Source organism: Promicromonospora umidemergens, assembly GCF_024171995.1.
GTDB classification, from domain to species: domain Bacteria; phylum Actinomycetota; class Actinomycetes; order Actinomycetales; family Cellulomonadaceae; genus Promicromonospora; species Promicromonospora umidemergens.
In genome coordinates, this window is record NZ_JAMTCT010000002.1 from 193610 (window position 1) to 212068 (window position 18459).

General features: G+C 73.5%; 12 protein-coding genes. 3 read left to right on the top strand and 9 right to left on the bottom strand.

Translation table 11 applies throughout. The features are described from left to right. Positions 1–22: 22 nt before the first annotated feature. Positions 23–337 carry a DMT family transporter gene (locus APR04_RS04450; protein ID WP_253868194.1) on the bottom strand — a complete coding sequence of 105 codons (315 nt, stop codon included), beginning with the start codon at positions 335–337 and terminating at the stop codon, positions 23–25. A gap of 304 nt (positions 338–641) precedes the next feature. On the opposite strand from APR04_RS04450, the gene APR04_RS04455 reads away from it, so the two are divergent. Continuing rightward, complete coding sequence (locus tag APR04_RS04455; RefSeq protein WP_253868195.1) at positions 642–2618, top strand: HNH endonuclease signature motif containing protein; 1977 nt, start codon at positions 642–644, stop codon at positions 2616–2618. Between the two features lie 151 nt (positions 2619–2769). On the opposite strand, the gene APR04_RS04460 is transcribed toward APR04_RS04455, so the two are convergent. Next, on the bottom strand, positions 2770–3450 hold the full coding sequence (locus APR04_RS04460) for a pyridoxamine 5'-phosphate oxidase family protein (RefSeq protein WP_253868196.1): 681 nt from the start codon (positions 3448–3450) through the stop codon (positions 2770–2772). A gap of 91 nt (positions 3451–3541) precedes the next feature. On the opposite strand from APR04_RS04460, the gene pdxR reads away from it, so the two are divergent. Continuing rightward, positions 3542–4891: a MocR-like pyridoxine biosynthesis transcription factor PdxR gene (gene pdxR / locus APR04_RS04465; RefSeq protein ID WP_253868197.1), complete on the top strand. Its 1350-nt coding sequence runs from the start codon at positions 3542–3544 to the stop codon at positions 4889–4891. Here the strand turns inward: pdxR and APR04_RS04470 are convergent. From APR04_RS04470 to APR04_RS04500, 7 genes are read right to left on the bottom strand one after another with little or no spacing between them, the layout of a single operon-like run. Further along, complete coding sequence (locus APR04_RS04470; protein WP_253868198.1) at positions 4880–6739, bottom strand: ABC transporter ATP-binding protein; 1860 nt, start codon at positions 6737–6739, stop codon at positions 4880–4882. The two genes, pdxR and APR04_RS04470, sit on opposite strands and share 12 nt — an antisense overlap. Beyond that, positions 6736–8610: an ABC transporter ATP-binding protein gene (locus APR04_RS04475; RefSeq protein WP_253868199.1), complete on the bottom strand. Its 1875-nt coding sequence runs from the start codon at positions 8608–8610 to the stop codon at positions 6736–6738. Before APR04_RS04475 ends, APR04_RS04470 begins: the two co-directional genes overlap by 4 nt. A 58-nt stretch (positions 8611–8668) precedes the next feature. Next, on the bottom strand, positions 8669–9448 hold the full coding sequence (gene ddaH, locus APR04_RS04480) for a dimethylargininase (RefSeq protein ID WP_253868200.1): 780 nt from the start codon (positions 9446–9448) through the stop codon (positions 8669–8671). Between the two features lie 9 nt (positions 9449–9457). Then, the gene (locus tag APR04_RS04485) at positions 9458–12121 is read right to left on the bottom strand and encodes a GNAT family N-acetyltransferase (protein ID WP_253868201.1); all 2664 of its coding nucleotides are present in this window, start codon (positions 12119–12121) and stop codon (positions 9458–9460) included. Between the two features lie 44 nt (positions 12122–12165). Then, positions 12166–14673 (bottom strand): GNAT family N-acetyltransferase, encoded by a 2508-nt coding sequence (locus APR04_RS04490; protein ID WP_253868202.1) that lies wholly within the window; start codon positions 14671–14673, stop codon positions 12166–12168. Continuing rightward, complete coding sequence (locus APR04_RS04495) at positions 14670–16076, bottom strand: lysine N(6)-hydroxylase/L-ornithine N(5)-oxygenase family protein (RefSeq protein WP_253868203.1); 1407 nt, start codon at positions 16074–16076, stop codon at positions 14670–14672. The genes APR04_RS04490 and APR04_RS04495 overlap by 4 nt, the downstream gene beginning before the upstream one ends. Continuing rightward, positions 16073–17662 carry a pyridoxal phosphate-dependent decarboxylase family protein gene (locus APR04_RS04500; RefSeq protein WP_253868204.1) on the bottom strand — a complete coding sequence of 530 codons (1590 nt, stop codon included), beginning with the start codon at positions 17660–17662 and terminating at the stop codon, positions 16073–16075. The genes APR04_RS04495 and APR04_RS04500 overlap by 4 nt, the downstream gene beginning before the upstream one ends. Before the next feature lie 279 nt (positions 17663–17941). Between APR04_RS04500 and APR04_RS04505 the strand changes: the two genes are divergently transcribed. Continuing rightward, entirely contained in the window at positions 17942–18442 is a 501-nt protein-coding gene (locus tag APR04_RS04505) for a hypothetical protein (protein WP_253868205.1), read from the top strand. The last annotated feature ends 17 nt before the right edge of the window (positions 18443–18459 follow it).

Consider the following 18459-nt stretch of genomic DNA (forward strand, 5'->3'; position numbering starts at 1 on the left):
GCGTGGTCCGGCGAACACTGTCTCATCGGCCAGGCTCTTCCGGCCGGCCCTGGTCGTCAAGCCCCGCGACAGCGGCCAGGATCAGCACCGCCCCGACGATTCCCGTCGGCCCGAGCCGCTCCCCCAGCACGACGGCTGCCGCGATCGCCGCCGTCACCGGCTCCAGCAGCGTCGCGACCACCGCCGCGCCGCTGCGCGTGGTCCGCAGGCCCGCGTAGAACAGCCCGTACGCCACCGCCATCGTGAAGATCCCGAGATAGGCGAGGGTGCCGAACGTGGTCGGGTCGCTCGTGAGGAACGGTCCCCCACCGAGTAGCCCTGTTCGAGTGGATGACATGTGTGCTCCTGGCCGGACGAAGCGCGCCGGCCTGTTCCGAGAGACGGGGGATCGTCGTGGAGCACACCCCTGGACCGGCCTGCAAGGCCGGTCGTGGTGCCGCTCCGGTCAGGCGACCGGGGGCGGCAGGACGGAACGGAGGGGAGTCACGATCGGGATGCCAGCAGCGCTGCGCCGGGTCCACGGGCTATCCACAGCTTCGGATCTGGGGGTGCGGAGACAGTCGACCGAACATATATTCGAGTGGTAGACGATGTCTCCTATCGTGGAGAGTCACATCGGTGCCGCCGGAAGGGGTGCAGACATGATCGAGAGGGCCGACGCGAGCCACGCCCTGACGACCGTGCTGGAACAGTCGCTGGGCCGTGCCCTGGGCTCGTCAGCCGCCCTGCTCTCTGATTCGGCGACCCGTAGTGCGCCGATGATGTCGTCGCCGCCCACCTGCAGCTGGGGTTCGGTCTCCTTCGACGGGGAGGGCGTGCTCCCGACGGCGACCGTGTCATGGCGTGGTCACGGCCCGGCCGTCGCGGCTGTGACCACCGGCGGCACCAGCACGGCTGCCGGCGCTGCCACCGTCGGCGTGCCGATCGCGAGCTCGCGGACGGCGGAACGTCCGACGGCGGGGCTCGACGGTCTTGTCGTCGGTGCGGGTCTGGTCGAGGTGTTGGCGAAGCTCGAGGTGGCTCACCTCGGGGACGACGTGCTGCTGGACGTGGCGGCCCACTGGCAGGAGGTGGTCTCCTGGGCGACCGCCATGCAGTCTCGGGCCCTGGGCGAGATCGCTCGACGCAGGTCCTGGACCGAGGAGCACAACGCTGCCGCTGCCGAGATCAGCGCCCGGCTACGCGTACCGCAGACCGAGGCGAACAAGCACCTGGCCCGGGGTGCCGGCCTGGCGGAGCATCCCCAGGTCCTGACCGCCCTGCACGACGCGGCGATCGATACCGCGAAGGCCGACATCCTGCTGCGCAGCGGGAACCCGTTGAGCACCGAGGAACGCGAGGAGGCGATCACCCGGTACCTGCCGCAGGCGCCGGACCACACCCGACGGTGGCTGCGGGACAAGATGAACCAGTTCGCCATCCGTCTGCACGGCAAGACGGAAGTGACCAAGCAGGCGATGAAACGCCGTGCGGTGTTCCTGGACCCGGCCGACAACGCGATGGCGTGGATCAGCGCGAACCTGCCCGCGACCGACGCCGCAGCGGTCTGGGACGCGATCGAGCAGGCCGCCCACGCCCTGCGCCGAGCCCCGGGAGCCACCCGAACCCTGGCTCAGGCTCGGGCCGATGCGCTGGTCGCGATCACGACCGGCCGCCTCATCGTCCCGCCCGAGCCCCGCTGCGGGCCCACCCCTACTGACAGCGGCGGTAGCAGCGGGAACGGGAGCAGCCAGAGCGGGAGCGGCGGGGCCGCTGTCGGTGGTGCTGCGCCGGAGGATCCGGCGCTACCGCGCACGACCGTGCCCGCAGCGGGTTGCACCTGTGGCGGGTGCTCCTGCGACGGGGCCAGCGTGCGAGTCATCCCGGTCAAGCCACAGATCCGCATTACGGTCCCGGCGAGCATGCTCCTGGGTGCCGATGACACTCCCGGACACCTGGACACCTACGGGCCGATCCCGGCCGACCTCGCCGCACAGATCGCCGCTGACGCAACCTGGCAACGACTCGTCACCGACCCGATCACGGGGATCTTGACCGACTACTCCACCACCACCTACCAACCCGGCAAAGTCCTCCGCCAGGCCGTGATCGCCCGGGACCAGACCTGCGGCTTCCCGCAGTGCGACCGGCATGGCCGCTGGGCCGACCTGGATCACATTGTCCCCTTCGACCACGGTCCCGACCCGGCCACTCAACCACCGGGCACACCCGGACAGACCCGCGCGCAGAACCTCCAGCCCCTCTGCCGGGCACATCACCTGGCCAAGACCCACCACGGCTGGTCCCCCATGCATGACCCCGCGACCGGCATCACGACGTGGACCGCACCCACCGGACACCTGTACACCCGCCCGCCCACGATCACCGATCCGACAGACGGGCCCGAGACCACGGCGCCCGCCCACCCTCCCGCGCAGGCCGCCGGAACCACGGCGACCCGACCTGACCCGACCGGACGCGTCAACAACGACATCACCAGCCTGACCGACGACACTCGGGCACGCCTCGGCCAGCGCTCACTCGCCATCGGCGACCACGCCACAGGGGCAGCATCACCCCCGAGCAAGCCGACCACCGGGGAGCAGGGGCGCCTCTTCCCCGATGAACCGCCCTTTTAAGGAGAGGCGGCGAGCGATCACGCGAACGCGCCCCGTCCGGCGATGGGCTGGACCGTCCATAGCTGACCGACATTCACGCGAGCCGCGTTCGGCCAAGGGGCGCCCGGTGGCGCCGCAGGTCGTCGGCGTCTACCCGGCGACACCGGTCCCGTCACGCCCGCCCGATCTCCGCCACCCGCCGCAGCACCGACTCCGGCACCGGATCGGACACGTAGTCCTCGGTGACGGGCGCGTCCGCGACCCGCCGCAGCGGCACGTGCCCGGCCCATCCGGTGAGCTCCAGGTCGCCCGGCTCGAGCGACGCACCGCCCGCACGCTGCTTCATCGAGGCTTCGGCCAGCGGCAGCGCCAGCACGGCCGTCGCCGCGAGCTCCTTGCGCGTCGCCGCCGGGATCGTCGCGGCCCGGCCCGGCATCATGTGGTCCACGATCAGGTCGAGCGCCCGACGCCGTTCCTCCTGGTCCGTCACCTGGCGCGGCCGCCCGATCACGACCGCCGACCGGTAGTTCATCGAGTGGTGAAAGCCGGTCCGGGCCAGGACCAGGCCGTCCAGCTCCGTCACGGTGACGCACACGTCCTGCTCCAGGGTCGGCCGGAGCCAGCCCGCGGCGACCGACCCGTGCAGGTAGAGGGTGCCGCCGGCATCTGGCCCGTCCGCGTCCACGGCGAAGGCGACAGGCAGCACCACCGGGTGCGTTCCCGCGACGACGCCCAGGTGCGCGACGAGCGCGTCGGTGAGCAGCGCCATGAGCCGACGGCGGTCGTCGACCTGGCGCTTGCTGCCGCGAGTCGGCGTGGTGCGTGCGGTGGGTGAGAGGTGCTGCGTCGTCATGCGGCTAGCCTGACGCTGAAGTGGCCCGTAGGCACGGGCCAGTTCGCCGCGAGTCAAACAAGCCACTTCCGCCACCCCACCGGAGACCGTCATGCTCCCCGTCCACCTCGACCGCACGCGCGCCGAGCCGCTCCCCGCGCAGCTCGCGGCCACCGTCCGCAGGCTGGTGACCGACGGCACGCTCACGACCGGCGACCGCCTGCCCTCCAGCCGTGCCCTGGCCGCGGACCTGGGCGTGGCGCGCGCCGTCGTCGAGCAGGCCTACGACCAGCTCCTGGCCGAGGCCTGGGTGGAGACCCGGCGCGGTTCGGGCACGTTCGTCGCCTCCGGCGAGGCCCTTCCCGCACCCGCTCCCCCGCCACGCCCCGCGCGTCGCGAACCGCAGTACGTCCGCCTCGACGCCGGCACGCCCTGGATCGACCCACGCCACGTCGCGGGCTGGCGGCGAGCCTGGCGCGAGGTCTCCGCGGCCCGGCCGCCGCGGGGCTACCCCGACCCGCGCGGCCTCGCCGAGCTGCGCGACGCGCTCGCCGAGCGGCTCGCCCGCACCCGCGGCCTGACCGTGGAGCCCGACGAGATCCTCGTGACCGCCGGCTCGACGGACGGCCTGCGCCAGCTCCTCGGCGCGCTGGGTCCCGGGGACGTCCTCGTCGAGGACCCCGGCTACCGCGCTGCCGTCGAGACGGTCCGGGCGGCAGGCCGCGGCGTCGTCGACCATCCGGCGCTCGCGCCCGTCACCGGGCTGGTCGGCTGCGCCGCCGCCTACGTCACGCCCGCCCACCAGCACCCGCTGGGCCGCGTCATGCCCGCCGGGGACCGGCTCGCGCTGCTGGCCGCCGCCCGGGACGCCGACGCCGTGGTGGTCGAGGACGACTACGACTCGGAGTTCCGGTACGACGTCGCCCCCGTGCCCGCCCTCGCGGCCCTCGACCGGTCACGCGTGGCCTACCTCGGGACCGCCTCGAAGTCGGTCAGCCCGAGCCTGCGGCTGGGCTGGCTCGTCGCGCCGCCGGCGGTCCACGAGCTCCTCGTCCGACGCCGCACGATCACCCACGACACCCCGCCGTGGCCCGCTCAGCGCGCCCTGCTGACCCTGCTGCGCGACGGCTGGGCCGACAAGGTGGTGCGCACCGCCCGGCGCGTCTACGCGGACCGTGCGCCGCGCGTCGCCGCCGCCATGGCCCCGCACGCCGAGCTCGCCGGGCCGCTGGCCGGGATGTACTCGACCTGGCTCACCGACCCGGCGTCGGCCACGGCGGCGCGGACGGCCGCCCGCGCCGCCGGCTTCGACCTCCCGCTCCTGGCCGACTACTGCCGCACCGCGCGCCGGACGGGGATCGTGCTCGGCTTCGGCGGCGTGACCGACGCCGAGCTCGACCGCGCGCTCTCCGCGATCACCGGTGGTCTGGCCGGCACGCTGGCCGGCCCGTCAGACCAGTGAGTCCTGCCAGGCCTCGTGCAGGCGGGCGTACTGGCCGTCGCCTGCGATGAGCTCGGCAGGCGTGCCGTCCTCGACGATCCGCCCGTGCTCCATCACCAGCACCCGGTCGGCGATCGCCACGGTGGACAGGCGGTGCGCGATGATGATCGCGGTCCGGTCGGCGAGCAGCGTCTGCAGGCCGCGCTGCACGAGCCGCTCGCCAGGCATGTCGAGCGACGACGTCGCCTCGTCGAGCACCAGCACCACCGGGTCCGCGAGGAACGCCCGCGCGAACGACAGGAGCTGCCGCTGCCCGGCCGACACCCGCCCGCCGCGCTTGTTCACGTCCGTGTCGTACCCGTCGGGCATGTCGAGCACGAACTCGTGCGCGCCAACGGCCCGCGCCGCCGCCTCGATCTCCTCCTGGGTGGCGCCGGGCCTACCGAGCGCGATGTTCTCCCGCACCGACCCGCTGAACAGATATGCCTCCTGGGTGACCATGACGACGGCGCGGCGCAGGTCGGCCGACGCCAGGTCGCGCACGTCGACGCCGTCCAGCCGTACCGCGCCGGCCGACGCGTCGTAGAACCGGGTGACCAGCTTCGCGACCGTCGACTTTCCGGCACCCGTGGTGCCCACCACCGCGACGGTCTGCCCGCCGGGGATCGTGAGGTCCAGGTCGGGCAGCACCACCGGGCCGTCGCCGTACTGGAACCGGACGTGGTCCAGCCGCAGCTCGCCCCGCTGGCGGCCGTCCGCCGGCGGCAGCGGAGCCGGGTCGGTGGGCTCCGTGACGGTGGGCTCCTCGGACAGGAGGCCCGACACCTTCTCCAGGGCCGCGGTCGCCGACTGGAACGAGTTGTAGAACATGCCGAGCTGCTGCACCGGCTGGAAGAACCGCTTGCAGTAGAGCAGCACGGCGGTCAGGGCCCCCACGTCCAGCGTGCCCTCAAGCACCCGCCAGCCGCCGACCGCGAGCGCCGCGACGACGGTCAGGTTGCCGATGAGGATGAGGCCGGGCTGGAACCGTCCGTTGACGCCGAAGATCTGCAGGTTGGCGTCGCGGTAGTCCTCGCCGAGCTTGCGGTAGTCGGCCTCGGTGGTGGGCTCGCGGCGGAAGGCCTGCACGGCGCGCATGCCGGTCATGGTCTCGACGAACTTGACGATGAGCCGGGCCGACGCGGTCCGCTGTTCCCGGTAGAACCGCTGAGACATGCGTTGGAACCAGCGGGTGAGCAGCCAGGCGGGGAGGAACGCGAGGGCGAGCAGGAGGCCGGACCGCCAGTCGATGAGCAGCAGGCTGATGAAGGTGAACACCATGAGCAGGAGCGACGAGACGACGCCGGTCAGGCCGCCGTCGAGCAGCTCACGCAGCGCCTCCAGGTCGGAGGTCTGGCGGGAGATGATGCGGCCGGAGGTGTACGACTCGTGGAACTCGAGCGAGAGCCGCTGGGTCTGGCGGAACACGCGGCGGCGCAGGTCGAGGAGCACGGCCTGGGCGATGTGGGCGGCGGCTCGTACGTAGGCGCCCGCTGCGACGCCGCCGAGCACTGCGGCGGCGAGGTAGCCGGCGCCGCTGAGGACGAGTGGCGTGACCGACCCGTCCTGCAGGGCGGGTACTGCCTGGTCGATGGCGACGGCGACGAGCCACGGGCCGGCCACCTGGCCGAGGGTGGAGGCGATGACGAGCACGGCGGCCCAGGCGAGGGCTTTCTTGTGGGGGCGGAGCAGGTCGCCGAGCAGGTGCATGGACCGGCGACGGACGCTGCGGGAGGCCTCCTTGCCGAGGCCTGTCTCGTCGTCCGCGGCGGCGTCGGTGGGCCGACGGCGGTCGGCGGGACCGGTGGTGGGCTCCGTGGTTGCCGTCATGACAGCGCCTCCTGGCTCTGCTGGTCCTGCTCGTGCGCCTCGTAGTCGTCCTCGAGGCTCGAGATGATGTACCGGTAGTGCGGGTCGCTCACCAGGAGGTCGTGGTGCGTCCCGACTGCGGTGATCCGGCCGCCCTGGAGCACCGCGACCCGGTCGGCGAGGGCGACCGTGGAGGGCCGGTGCGCGATGACGAGGGTGGTCGTGGCGACGAGCACGTCCCGCAGGCGGGCCGTGACGGCTTCCTCCGTCGTGACGTCGAGCGCGGACAGCGGGTCGTCGAGCACGAGGACGCGGGGCTGGGCGGCGATGGCGCGGGCCAGGGCGAGGCGCTGTCGCTGCCCGCCGGACAGGGACATGCCCTCCTCGCCGATGCGGGTGCCGACGCCGTCGGGCAGGTCGAGGACGAACTGCGCCTGGGCCACCTCGAGGGCCTGGGTCATGAGGGCCTCGCGCTCGGCCGGCGGGAGGGTGTCGGAGACGCCGAGCAGCACGTTGTCCCGCACGGACGCGGAGAACAGCGTGGGGTCCTCGAAGGCGACGGCTACCCGTTCGCGCACCTGGGCGCGCGTCAGGTCGCGGACGTCGACGCCGTCGACCTCGACGACGCCGTCGGTCACGTCGAAGAGGCGGGGCGGGAGCATCGCGAGCGTCGACTTGCCGGACCCGGTCAGGCCGACCAGGGCGGTGGTGGTGCCAGGCGGCAGCTCCAGGTCGACGTGGTCGAGCACGGGGCGGGCTGCGTCGTCGTACCGGAAGGTGACGTCGCGGAAGGCGACGTGCCCGCCCGACGCGCCGGCGGCGCCGGGTATCACGACGGGCAGGTCGGCCGGTGTCGCGGGGTCGGTCAGGGGGTTGGTGGTGTCCATGACCTCGAAGAACCGGTCGACGGCGGTGCGCGCGTTGAGCGTCATCGACAGCGTCATGCCCAGGTCGACGACGGGGCCGTTGATGACGGCCGCCGTGGCGAAGAACGCGACCAGGGCGCCGATCGTCATGTCACCGGACGCGACCAGGTAGGTGCCGACGACGAGCGCTACCGCCTGGGTGGCCTCGGGGATCACGCGCAGTGCGGTGGTCAGTCCCGCGTCGGTGGTGGCCTTGCGGATCTCGGTGTCGCGGAGCCCCTGGGCCTGGTCGGTGAACTGGTCCAGCGCGTCGGGGCCGCGCCCGAACGCCTTGAGCACGCGGATGCCGTGCACGGACTCCTCGACGGTGGTGGCGAGGTCGCCCGACTGGTCCTGCGACAGCCGCGAGATCTTGCGGTACTTGCGGGAGAACCGGAATGCCAGGACGGTCACGGGGATCGCGCCGCACAGGAAGATGATGCCGAGCCAGCCGCCCGTCGCGACGAGCAGGCCGACGCCCACGACGATGGTGACGAAGCTGACCACGAGCTGCAGGATGCCGAACACGAGCCAGCGCCGCAGGAGGCCGAGGTCGCCCATGATGCGGCTCAGCAGCTGCCCGCCGGGCCAGCGGTCGTGGAACGAGACGGGCAGGTCCTGCAGGTGCTGGAACAGTGCCACGCGCATCGCGGCCTCGACCCGCGTGCCGGGGAACATCACGAGCGTGCGGCGCAGGAGGATCAGGCCCGCCTCCCCCGCGCCGAGCAGCGCGACGAGGACGACGGACCAGGTCAGGCCCGACCAGTCGTGCTCGCGGGCGCCCTCGGCGAGGGGTCCGTCGGTGACCCACCGCAGCACGGCGGGGATGGAGAGCGCCATGAGGCTGGCGCCGAGCGACGCGAGGAGCCCGCCGACCAGGCGTGGCAGGGCCGTGCGGACGTAGGGGTAGAGACGACGGATCGAGGCGAAGGTGCTGCGCTCGGACGAAGGATCAGATCGATTCGAACTGTCGGCTGTTTGAGGCATCGGATCCATTATCGCGCCGACCGCAAGTTGTTAGTTCGGGTAAGCACCTACCCGCGGCTCAGCGCACCCGCACCGACAGGCAGGTCACGCAGCCCTCGAGCTTCTCGAACTCGGTCACGGGCGTGGTGAGCACCGTGAGGCCGCGCCCGCGCAGCAGCTCGGCGGTGGCGGGGGCGGCCGCGGACAGCAGCACCGTGGTCTCGTCCAGCACGACGACGGCGCTGCCTTCCGCCTCGGGGACCGGCAGGAAGGCGGCGAACCTGCTGATGTCGTCGACGACCGGCTCGTAGCCGATGACCGTGCCGTCGGGCAGGGCGGTGACGGCGGACTTCAGGTGCAGCGCCCTGGTCACGGGCACCTCGACGACGCGCCACCCGCGCGGCTCGAGCAGCGCACGGAGCTGGTCCGCGCCGTCGGCGTTCGTGCGCGCGGTGCGCCCCACGTACACGGTGCGACCGACCTTCAGGATGTCGCCGCCCTCGAGCGTGCCCGGCTCCGTGATCTCGGCGATCTCACGCACTGCCGCCTCAACCACCGGCCGCACCGAGCCCACCTCACCGCGCCGGGTCGGCGCGCCCGGCCGGGTCAGGACCGCGAGGTCGTCGAACACGACGACCGCGTCCTCCACGAACACCCCGTCCGGGTGCGCCTCGGCCACCGGCATCGCACGCACGTCCCAGCCGAAGCCCCGGAACACCTCCACGTACCGCTGCCACTGCTCGGCCGCCAGGTCCGCGTCGACCGGGACGCGGTCCAGGTGGGTGAGCTCGCCGTCGGCCAGGCGGGCCGACGGCGGGCGGACGAGCAGCGTGCGGCGGGCAGTCGGTGCAGTGGACATGTCGCGACGCTATCCGACGATCGCGCCGGCGAGCGCCCGCTCGCGTGTCAGGTAGGCCATGCGGGCGTCCTTTGGTCCCTGCGGCGACTGGAACGACACCCGCTCTCCGGCGGTGAACCCCATGGCGATCATGCGGTCGATGGCCTTCTGGTTGTTCGCGTCGGGCTCGCCGACCACGCGGCGGGTGCCCGGCCCGGCGAAGAGGAACTCCCGCATGGCGGGCCCGAGCACGGTCCACGGGTCGCCGGGCGAGCCGTGTCGTGCCGTGGGCCCGCGGCTGCCGAGGAAGAAGTGCATCCCGAGGTCACCTGGCTGCGCGTCGTAGGCGGCGGCGACCGGGTCGTGCTCGGGGAGGTACGCCTGGACGAGCACGACGGGCTCACCGTCCCACCGCACCAGGTAGGCGTGGTGGGTGGGCAGGGACTCGACGAACGCGTAGGTGTCCCGCACCTCGTCGCGCGTGTGCTCGCCCATGCCCCAGAACGCGGCGCGGGCCCGGGTGAACCAGCGGTGCAGAACGTCGGCGTCGGTGTCGGGGTCGAGCAGGTGCACGGTCACGAGCCCGTCGGCGCCGAAGTCGCGGCGCCACACCTCCTGGCCGCGGGCCCCGTTCAGCAGCCGACCGGTCGTGTCGACGGGGTGCAGGCGGTCCCAGTCGGTGACGACGGGCATGGTGCCGGCCTCCGCCCAGGTGGCGTGCTGGTCGTCGAAGTGGGGGCTGCCGGGGCGGCCGTCGGCGCCGAAGGGGACGCCCCAGCGGCTGTTGGCACGGTCCGCCAGGTCCCACACGTAGCGGGCGACGGAGCCGCGGTACGCGGTCGGGGCCACGCCGGGTGATCCACCGGTGCAGCGGACCGACTCGTTGTTCCCCGACACGGACGCGGGCGCCACCCCCGAGGCCGGGTCGGGATCGAGGTGCCCGCCCGGCACCGGGGGCAGCGGGGCGGGGACGTGCAGGTCCCCCCAGGTCGGCTCGTCCGGGCCGGGCGGCTGCCCGACGGCGGTCCGGGTGACCTCGGCCAGCGCCCCGCTCGCCTCTGCGGGCCCGTCGATGCCCAGCCAGCCGGCCGCGAGGATGCGCGCGAGCCCGGCACCGACCGCCGTCGGGACGTCGAGCGCCGCGGCGAGCAGCGGGTCCTGCCCGTGCGGTTCGTGCAAGGCGGCGAGCGCCGGGTGGTCGGCGAGCCGGTGCGCCATGGCGTGCCGCCACCGCATGTACAGGGCCGCGTCGGTGGAGTCCGCGTCCACGTGGGCGCCTGCCGCGACCCAGGCGCGCAGGCGGCCGGCGGCCGCGGAGGTGTCGTCCGCGAGGTGCGCGACCAGGCCGGGCGCGCCCAGGTCGCGGGTGTCGCCGTGGATCCGGGCCTGGGTCTCGGGCGACTCCGGGACGGTCGCCGCGGCGAGCAGCTGCCGGATCCGTTCCGCGCGGTGCGGCGCGTAGGACCAGCCGAGGTCGTGCGCGTCGCGGCCGGGGCGCACGTCGCGCGGGCCGGAGCCCGGTCGGCCGTCGAGCCCGGCAGGTTCCTGGGTCCTGGGCCGCTCGTTGGCGTCGACGGCGACCTGGGTCACGGGCGTCGGCGCCGGCAGGTCGAGATACCCGTCCGCCGGCTTGACGGCGGGCAGCGCGCGGTCGGCGGCCGCGGGGACCTTGCCGGCGGTCATGCTGAGCACGTCGCCCGTGCTGTCCGCGGCGAGCACCCGGTTGACCGGGTCCACCCAGCCGCGGAACGCGGCGGTGACGTCCCGCGCGGTGCGGGCGTGCAGCAGCGCGCGCCAGGACGCGACGCCGACGTCGGACAGCTCGCGCGCCGGCCAGTGCAGCCGCCAGCCGCCCGGCCCTGCGCCGTCCGCGCCGTCGGCCACGACCTCGACGTGGTGCGCCGCCGCGTTGGTGATGCCCCACGCGACGGACGATGCCGCGCCGGAGCTCCCGTCCGTCGACACCGCGTGCCCGAAGTGCGGGATACCCGGCACGCCGGGGAAGGCGAACCCCAGCACGTCGTAGGGGCCGGCCGGGTCGGTGCAGACCAGCCGGACCTGCTGGTACGGGCCGGGGAGCTCGAGCGTGCGGTGCGGGTCGCCCGCCACCAGCGGGCTGCCCGACTCCGTGCCCGAGCCGTGCACCGCCCACGCGTTCGAGCCGGAGGTCGCCCCTGCGTCGGCCGCGAACAGCGCAAGGACCCGCTCCAGCGGGACGCCCGGCACGTGCAGGTGCCTGGCCACGTGCGCGCGCCACAGGATGCCCGGGAACCCGTTGAACAGCACGTGCGTCGCGAGGAAGACCCCGATGGGCGTCCACGGCTCCCACGGCCGGTGCGGCACCCCGGCCAGCTCGGGCACGTCGCGCCCGCCGGCGCGCAGGCCGGCGCTGACGCCGTCGGCGTACGCGGCGAGCCAGGTCCGTTCCGGCCGCTCCAGCGCGTCGTGGATCTCCCGGGCCGTGGCGGCCAGCCGCTCACGGGCGGCGAACCGGTCCCAGGCCGCGCCCGCCGCACCGGCCAGGTCGGCGAACCGTTCCTCCGCCCGCATCCGGTCCGCCTCGATCTGCAGCCCCCGGTCCTGGGCGGTCACCCAGCCCTGGCCGTAGGCCAGAGCGGTCTCGGAGGCGGCCCGCACGTGCGGGATGCCGAGGTCGTCACGAAACAGGTCGAAGCTCTCGGTATGTACTGCCACGTCGCCCATCATCTCTCTGCTCGCCGATCCGTTCACCGGTCCGTTCACCGCACTGCCTGTCGGCCGGCCGGGTTGGCGAGGGTACCCGCGTAGATCAGGGACTCCGACTGGTTGGTCAGGTCCACCATCTGCAGGGTGTTGCGCAGCTGCAGGCGGTTGAGGCACGAGTGCGCGAAGCGGGCGGCCCGCAGGTCGACGCCCGAGGACAGGCCGGGGTGCTCGGCGGCGTGCCGGTCGATGGTCTCGGCCACGAGCGCCCAGAACCGGTCCTCGGCCAGCACCCCGTCCTCGGCGAGGATGCCGGACAGGTGCCGCAGCACGCCGTCGAACACGTCGGTGAAGATCGCGAGCGCCTTCTCGTCGTCGTCGACGACCGCCCGGATCCGCTCGACCCGGTCGGGCAGGGGCCGGTCGCCGAGCAGGACGACCTCCTCGCCGATGTCCTTCATGATCGCGCGCCGGACCACGCCGTCCTGGAGCACGAGCATGAGGTTCTCGCCGTGCGGCATGAATGCCAGCTCGTAGCGCAGGAGGCAGTGCACCAGCGGGTAGAGGTAGGCGTCGAGGTAGGCGCGCAGCCACTGTTCCGCCGGGACGCCGGACTCCCGGACCAGGGCGGTCGCGAACGAGGTCCCGGCGGCGTCGCGGTGCAGCAGGCTCGCCATGGTGACGAGCCGCTCCCCCGCGGCCAGGCGCGGCACGGGCGACTCGCGCCACAGGGCGGCGAGCATCTTGCGGTGCGGGTTCGGTTGTGCCTTGTTCGACGGAGCGCGGTGGTAGACGTCGCCCGTGTAGCCGACGGACGCCACCTCGCGCAGCAGGCTGAACCCGGTGCCGCGCAGGGTCTCGTCCCCGGCGACCAGGTCAGCCACCCAGTCGTTGATCGCCGGGGTGGCCCGCATGTAGGCCGGTGACAGGCCGCGCAGGAACCCCATGTTCTGGATCGCGAGCGCCACCTTGACGTAGTGCCGCTCGGGCCGGGTGCGGTTGAACAGGGTGCGGATCGACTGCTGGGGCTGGTACTCGTCCGACCCGGGGCCCAGCGGCACGAGGTCGCCGCGGGCGACGTCGGCGGCGAACGTGATGGCGACGCGGTGCTCCCACTGCCAGGGGTGTACCGGCAGGTAGAGGTAGTCGGCGCTCTCCAGGCCGCGGGCGGCGAGCCGGTCGGCGAAGGCCGCGCGCTCGGCGTCGGACAGCTCGCCGAGCCGGCCGGGGGCGCCGTAGTGGCCGGTCTCGGTCTGGTCGGCGGCGAGCGCGAGGTGGGTGTGCTCGCGGCGGGCGGCGAGCCACAGCAGGCGCATGCGCCTGCCCCGCTCGGGGGCGTAGGCGCGGTAGTCGCTCAGCGAGAAGCCGATGCGGCCGTTGTTCGCGACGAAGCCCGGGTGCCCCTCGGACATGGCGGCCTCGACCTGCTGGAACGACTCGGCCACCGCACGGGTGCCCGACGCCGTCCGCAGCGCCTCGAGCAGGCCGCGCACCGACGGGGTGTGCCCGTCGGTCTCGCGCTCCCGCTTGGCGGCCGCGGCCGCCAGCGTGGCGGACAGCTCTTCCAGGTAGGTCGCGAGCAGGGCGTCGGGCACCTGGAGCAGGGGCTGCAGCTCGGCGATCAGCTCCAGCGCGTCCACTGGCAGCTCGACGTCGCCCCGCATGCCGGCGGTGGCCGTGCGGCGGACCGACGCCGGGTCGACCACCCAGTGCTCCAGGGCGTACCGGCGGGCGGTGAACCGGTAGGTGACGCCGTCCAGGGCGAGGCGGTAGCCGTCCGGCGGGCTTCCGGCCGCGTCGTCCGGCTCGGGCTGGAACAGGCGCTCGTGCGCGAGCTCGGCGAGCGTCTTGGCCACGAGGTGCCGGTGGGCGGGCTCCATGTGCTCGGGGGTCAGGTGGGTGGCGAGCATGCTGGAGCCGGGCAGCGGCCCGCCGCCCAGGGCGGAGGCCGCGAAGTCGGCGCGCGTGGCCACGCTCAGGGCCGCTCGCTTGGCGTGCGCGCCACGGCCGAGGTCGATCTCGCGCAGCACCCGGAACCCGGCGGCGGCGTTCTTGGCGGCGATCTTCCGGTTGCCGACGTCGGGCTCGACGACGACCCGGGTGGCGCCGAGGCCCGCGCCGGCCTGCCCTCCACCGGCCTGCCCTCCGGCGGCCCGCTCGCCGGACAGGCAGAAGCGCATGACGGCGGTCATGACGGCGTCGGTCAGGCCGTGCCGTGGGGTGGCGGGCGGGGCCACGAGCAGGTGCATGCCGAGGTCGCCGGGCCGGGCGTCGTGGACGTCGGCGAGCACGACACGGGCCGGGTCGTAGGTCTCGGTCAGGAACACCGGCTCGCCGTCGAGGCGGCCGAGCCAGGCGGCCTCGTGGGGACCGGCCTGGACGCCGGCCAGGTACTCGCGCACCTCGTCGACGCGCAGCCCGGCCATCTGCCAGTACGACGCGGCGGGGTGGGAGAGCCAGCCCTGGACCAGCCCGGCGTCGCGCACCGGGACCACCGGTTCGAGCGTGACCTCGCCGAGGCGGGTGGTCGTGGTGAACGTGTGCGCGGTCGTGGGAGCGCTCACCGGGCCACCTCCAGGTCGTCGGTCTCGACGGGCTCGACTTGGGCAGCAGGCTCGGCCCGCGCAGCAGGCTCGGCCTGCGGATCTCCCTGCGCGGCGGGCAGGCCGAACTGCTGGAACGCGATCCGGCGCTCGACCGGGTACGGCTCGCGCCCCGTGACGTCGGCGAGGATCACGGAGCTGCGCCACGGGCCGAACCCGAGGTCCGGTGCGGTGACGCCGTGGGTGTGCTCCTCGCCGCCCACCACGTGGATCCGGCGGTCGTCGTCGACGGTGTAGCCGCGCATGACGGCGTACCGGCCGCGGTGGTCGAGGTTGACCAGGCCGGGCGCGAGGAACTCGGGCACGGACGCGGCGTACCCCGTCGCGGCGACGATCGCGCGGGTGCGGTGCTCCGCCACCCGGCCGAGCTGGGCGTGGCGCAGGGTCAGCACGTACTCGCCGGCTCCCTCCGCGCCGTCGGCGTCGAACCGGGCGGCGACCACCTCGGTGTCGGACAGGAGCGTGGTCGGCACCTCCGCCCCCAGGGCGGACTTGCGGTAGAGGGTGTCGTAGATGTCGTCGACGAGGTCGCCGCTGATGCCTTTGTAGAGGTTGCGCTGCTCGCGGCCCAGCACGTCCCGCTGCTCGATCGGCAGACCCACGTAGTGGTCCGTGTACTCCGGCGACGTCATCTCGAGCGTCAGCTTCGTGTACTCCATGGGGAAAAACCGGGGCGAGCGGGTCACCCAGTCCACCCGGTGCTCCCCCGGGCCGGTGCCGCAGCCGTCCAGCAGGTCGCGGTAGACCTCGGCCGCGGACTGCCCGCTGCCGACCACCGTGACGGAGCCGGCCGCCGCGAGCGCCGCGCGGCGGGGCAGGTAGTCGCTGGTGTGCACCACGGGGCCCGCGCCGTCGAGGCCCTGGAGGTGAGCGGGCAGGCGCGGCTGCGTGCCGGTGCCGAGTACGAGGCGCTTGGCACAGTATTTCTCGACGCCGCCGGGCGTCTCGGCGCTCACCTCGAACAGGTAGCCGCCGGGGGAGCCCGGGTCGGCGACCCGCACGACGCTCGTGACCTGCCGCCCCCAGCGCAGGGCCGGGAGCTGGTCGGCCACCCAGCGGCAGTACTGGTCGTACTCGGCGCGCAGCGGGTAGAAGGACTCGCGGATGTAGAACTGGTAGAGCCGCCCGGTCGCCTTGAGCCAGGCCAGGAACGAGTACTGCGAGGTCGGGTCGGCCATCGTCACGAGGTCGGCCAGGAACGGGACCTGGAGGGTGGTCCCCTCGATCAGCATCCCGGCGTGCCAGGAGAAGCCGTCCCGCTGGTCGAGGAACACGGCCTCGACGTCGTCCAGCGGCTCGGCGAGCGCCGCGAGGCCGAGGCCGAACGGTCCGATCCCGATACCGAGGAGGTCGTAGGTCTTCATCGGGCATCTCCTTCGGTGCGGGCGAGCCGGGGGTGCACGTCGCGGCACGGTGGCTCGTCGGTGCCGGCGAGGGCCTCCCCGGCGAGCAGGCCGTGCGCGGCGGAGCGGACCAGCTCGAGCACGCCCCGGATGTCGGCGAGCGTGGCGTCGGGGTTGAGCAGCGTCAGCTTGAGGCAGGGGCGGCCGTCGATGACGGTCTTGGCGACCAGGGCGCGGCCGGAGTCGAACAGCACGCGCCGCACCTGCGGCACGAGGGCGTCCGCGCGCTCGGCGTCGAGCCCGTCCGGCTGGTAGCGGAACAGGACGGTGGACAGGTCGGTGGTGCCGACGACCCGGAAGTCGGGGTCGGTGGCGAGGTCGTGGCGCACGGCGGCGGCCAGGTCGCAGACGGCGTCGACCATGGCGCCGACGCCGTCGGGCCCGAGCGCGCGCAGCGTGACCCAGAGCTTGAGCGCGTCGAACCGGCGCGTGGTCTGCAGCGACTTGTCGACCTGGTTGATGTCAGGGGTCGGCTCCCCGGATTCTTCGCGCGGGTTGAGGTAGTCGGCGTGCCAGGCCACCGGCGCGAGGTCGCGCCGCTCCCGGACGATCAGCGCGCTGGACGACACGGGCTGGAAGAACGACTTGTGGAAGTCGATGGTCACGCTGCGGGCCCGCTCGATGCCGTCCAGCAGGTGGCGGCGGGTGGTGCTCACCAGCAGGCCGCAGCCGTAGGCGGCGTCGACGTGCAGCCAGGTGCCGACGGCGTCGCACAGGTCGGCGACCGGGCCGAGCGGGTCGATGCAGCCGCGGTCGGTGGTGCCGGCGGTCGCGACGACGGCGATCACCGTGTCGCCGGTGCGCTCGGTGTCGACCAGCGCGTCCCCCAGCGCATCGGGGCACATGCGGCCCTTGGCGTCCACGCCGACGGCGACCACGGCGTCGTCGGGCAGACCGAGCAGCAGCGCCGACTTGGCGATGCTGAAGTGGCTGGCCGCCGTCGCCAGGATACGCATCGACTCCAGGGCGACGCCCGCGCGCCGGGCCTTCTCGCGCGCCAGGAACAGCGCCTGGAAGTTGGACTGGGTGCCGCCAGAGGTGAAGACGCCGTCGGCGCCGTCTCCCCCGCCGACCGCGAACCCGATGCGGCCCGCCGTCCACTCCACGAGGCGACGCTCCATCAGGGTGGCGACGGTGGACTGGTCGTAGGTGTCCACCGACGTGTTGATGGCGGCCAGCATGGTCTCCGCCCCGACGGCGGGCAGGGCCACCGGGCAGTTCAGGTGCGCCGTGTAGGTGGGTTCGTGGAACCAGATCGCGTGCCGCGCGTACAGGTCCGCCGCCTCGCGCAGCGCCTCCCGCGTGCCCGACGGCGGGCCGTCGAGGTCGACGGCGTCCACGAGCCCCTGCAGCTCCGGGCGGCTGGCGCCGGAGAAGGGCTGGGTGACGGAGACGAGCCGGGCGGCGACGTCGTCGGCGACGGCACGGACCGTGTCCGCATAGGTGCTCGCGGTGGCTCCGCGCAACAGGGCCGTCGTGTCGTGGCGCGCACCGGACGATGGCGGGCTGGTCACTGGCTGCGGCACTGCGGGCAGGCGTGAGGGCATGCGGAAGGCTCCTCGTAGAGACGAATCGTAGAGACGAAAGGAACGCCGCCCGGAGCGGACGGCGGAGCGCAAGTTAGGTTTGCCTGACCTAACTTAATCGCTCGCGGACCCGCGTCAAGCCACGGGTGAAACCCAGCTTCGTGGTACACGTCACTACGCGTCACTCCGGAGCGTCCGCGCGGCTGTCGGTGTCCTGGCGACGTGGCCCGTACCCAGATGCGTGGCCGCGCTCGACGGTGCAGCATCGAAGTGCGATGACGCCGAGGAAGTGAGAGAACCATGTCGACGACGAGGAACCGACGGCTCCTGGTGCCAATGCTGCTGGTGGCCATGGTGTGGCCGCTGGCAGCATGCGGCGACGAGGCCCCCGCCCCCGGTGAGAACGTGACCGTCGAGGACGTCGCCGAGGCGGAGATACCAGAGGGCGAGGAGGACCAGGAGCGCGAACCAGGCCTCGGAGGGCGCGTCGTCACCGTCCAGGGGGTGGTCCTGGAGATCCTCGACCCCGGCGCGTTCCTCATCGGCGACCCCGGCGTGCTGGAACCGTCGGTCCTGGTGATGAGCCCGTCGACCGACTTCGTCGACCTGGGGCTGGACGTGACCGACGCGCTCGTCGAGGACGAGACCCTGGTCGGGGTCACCGGAACCGTCCGACGGCTCTCGCTCGGCGAGTTCCAGGAGGACTACGCGATTCCCTACGACGCGGAGGTCTTCGGGGAGTTCGCCGGCGAGTCCATCATCGTCGCCGAGCGCATCGAGGTCAGCCAACCCGTGGAATGACGCCGCAGGCGTATACG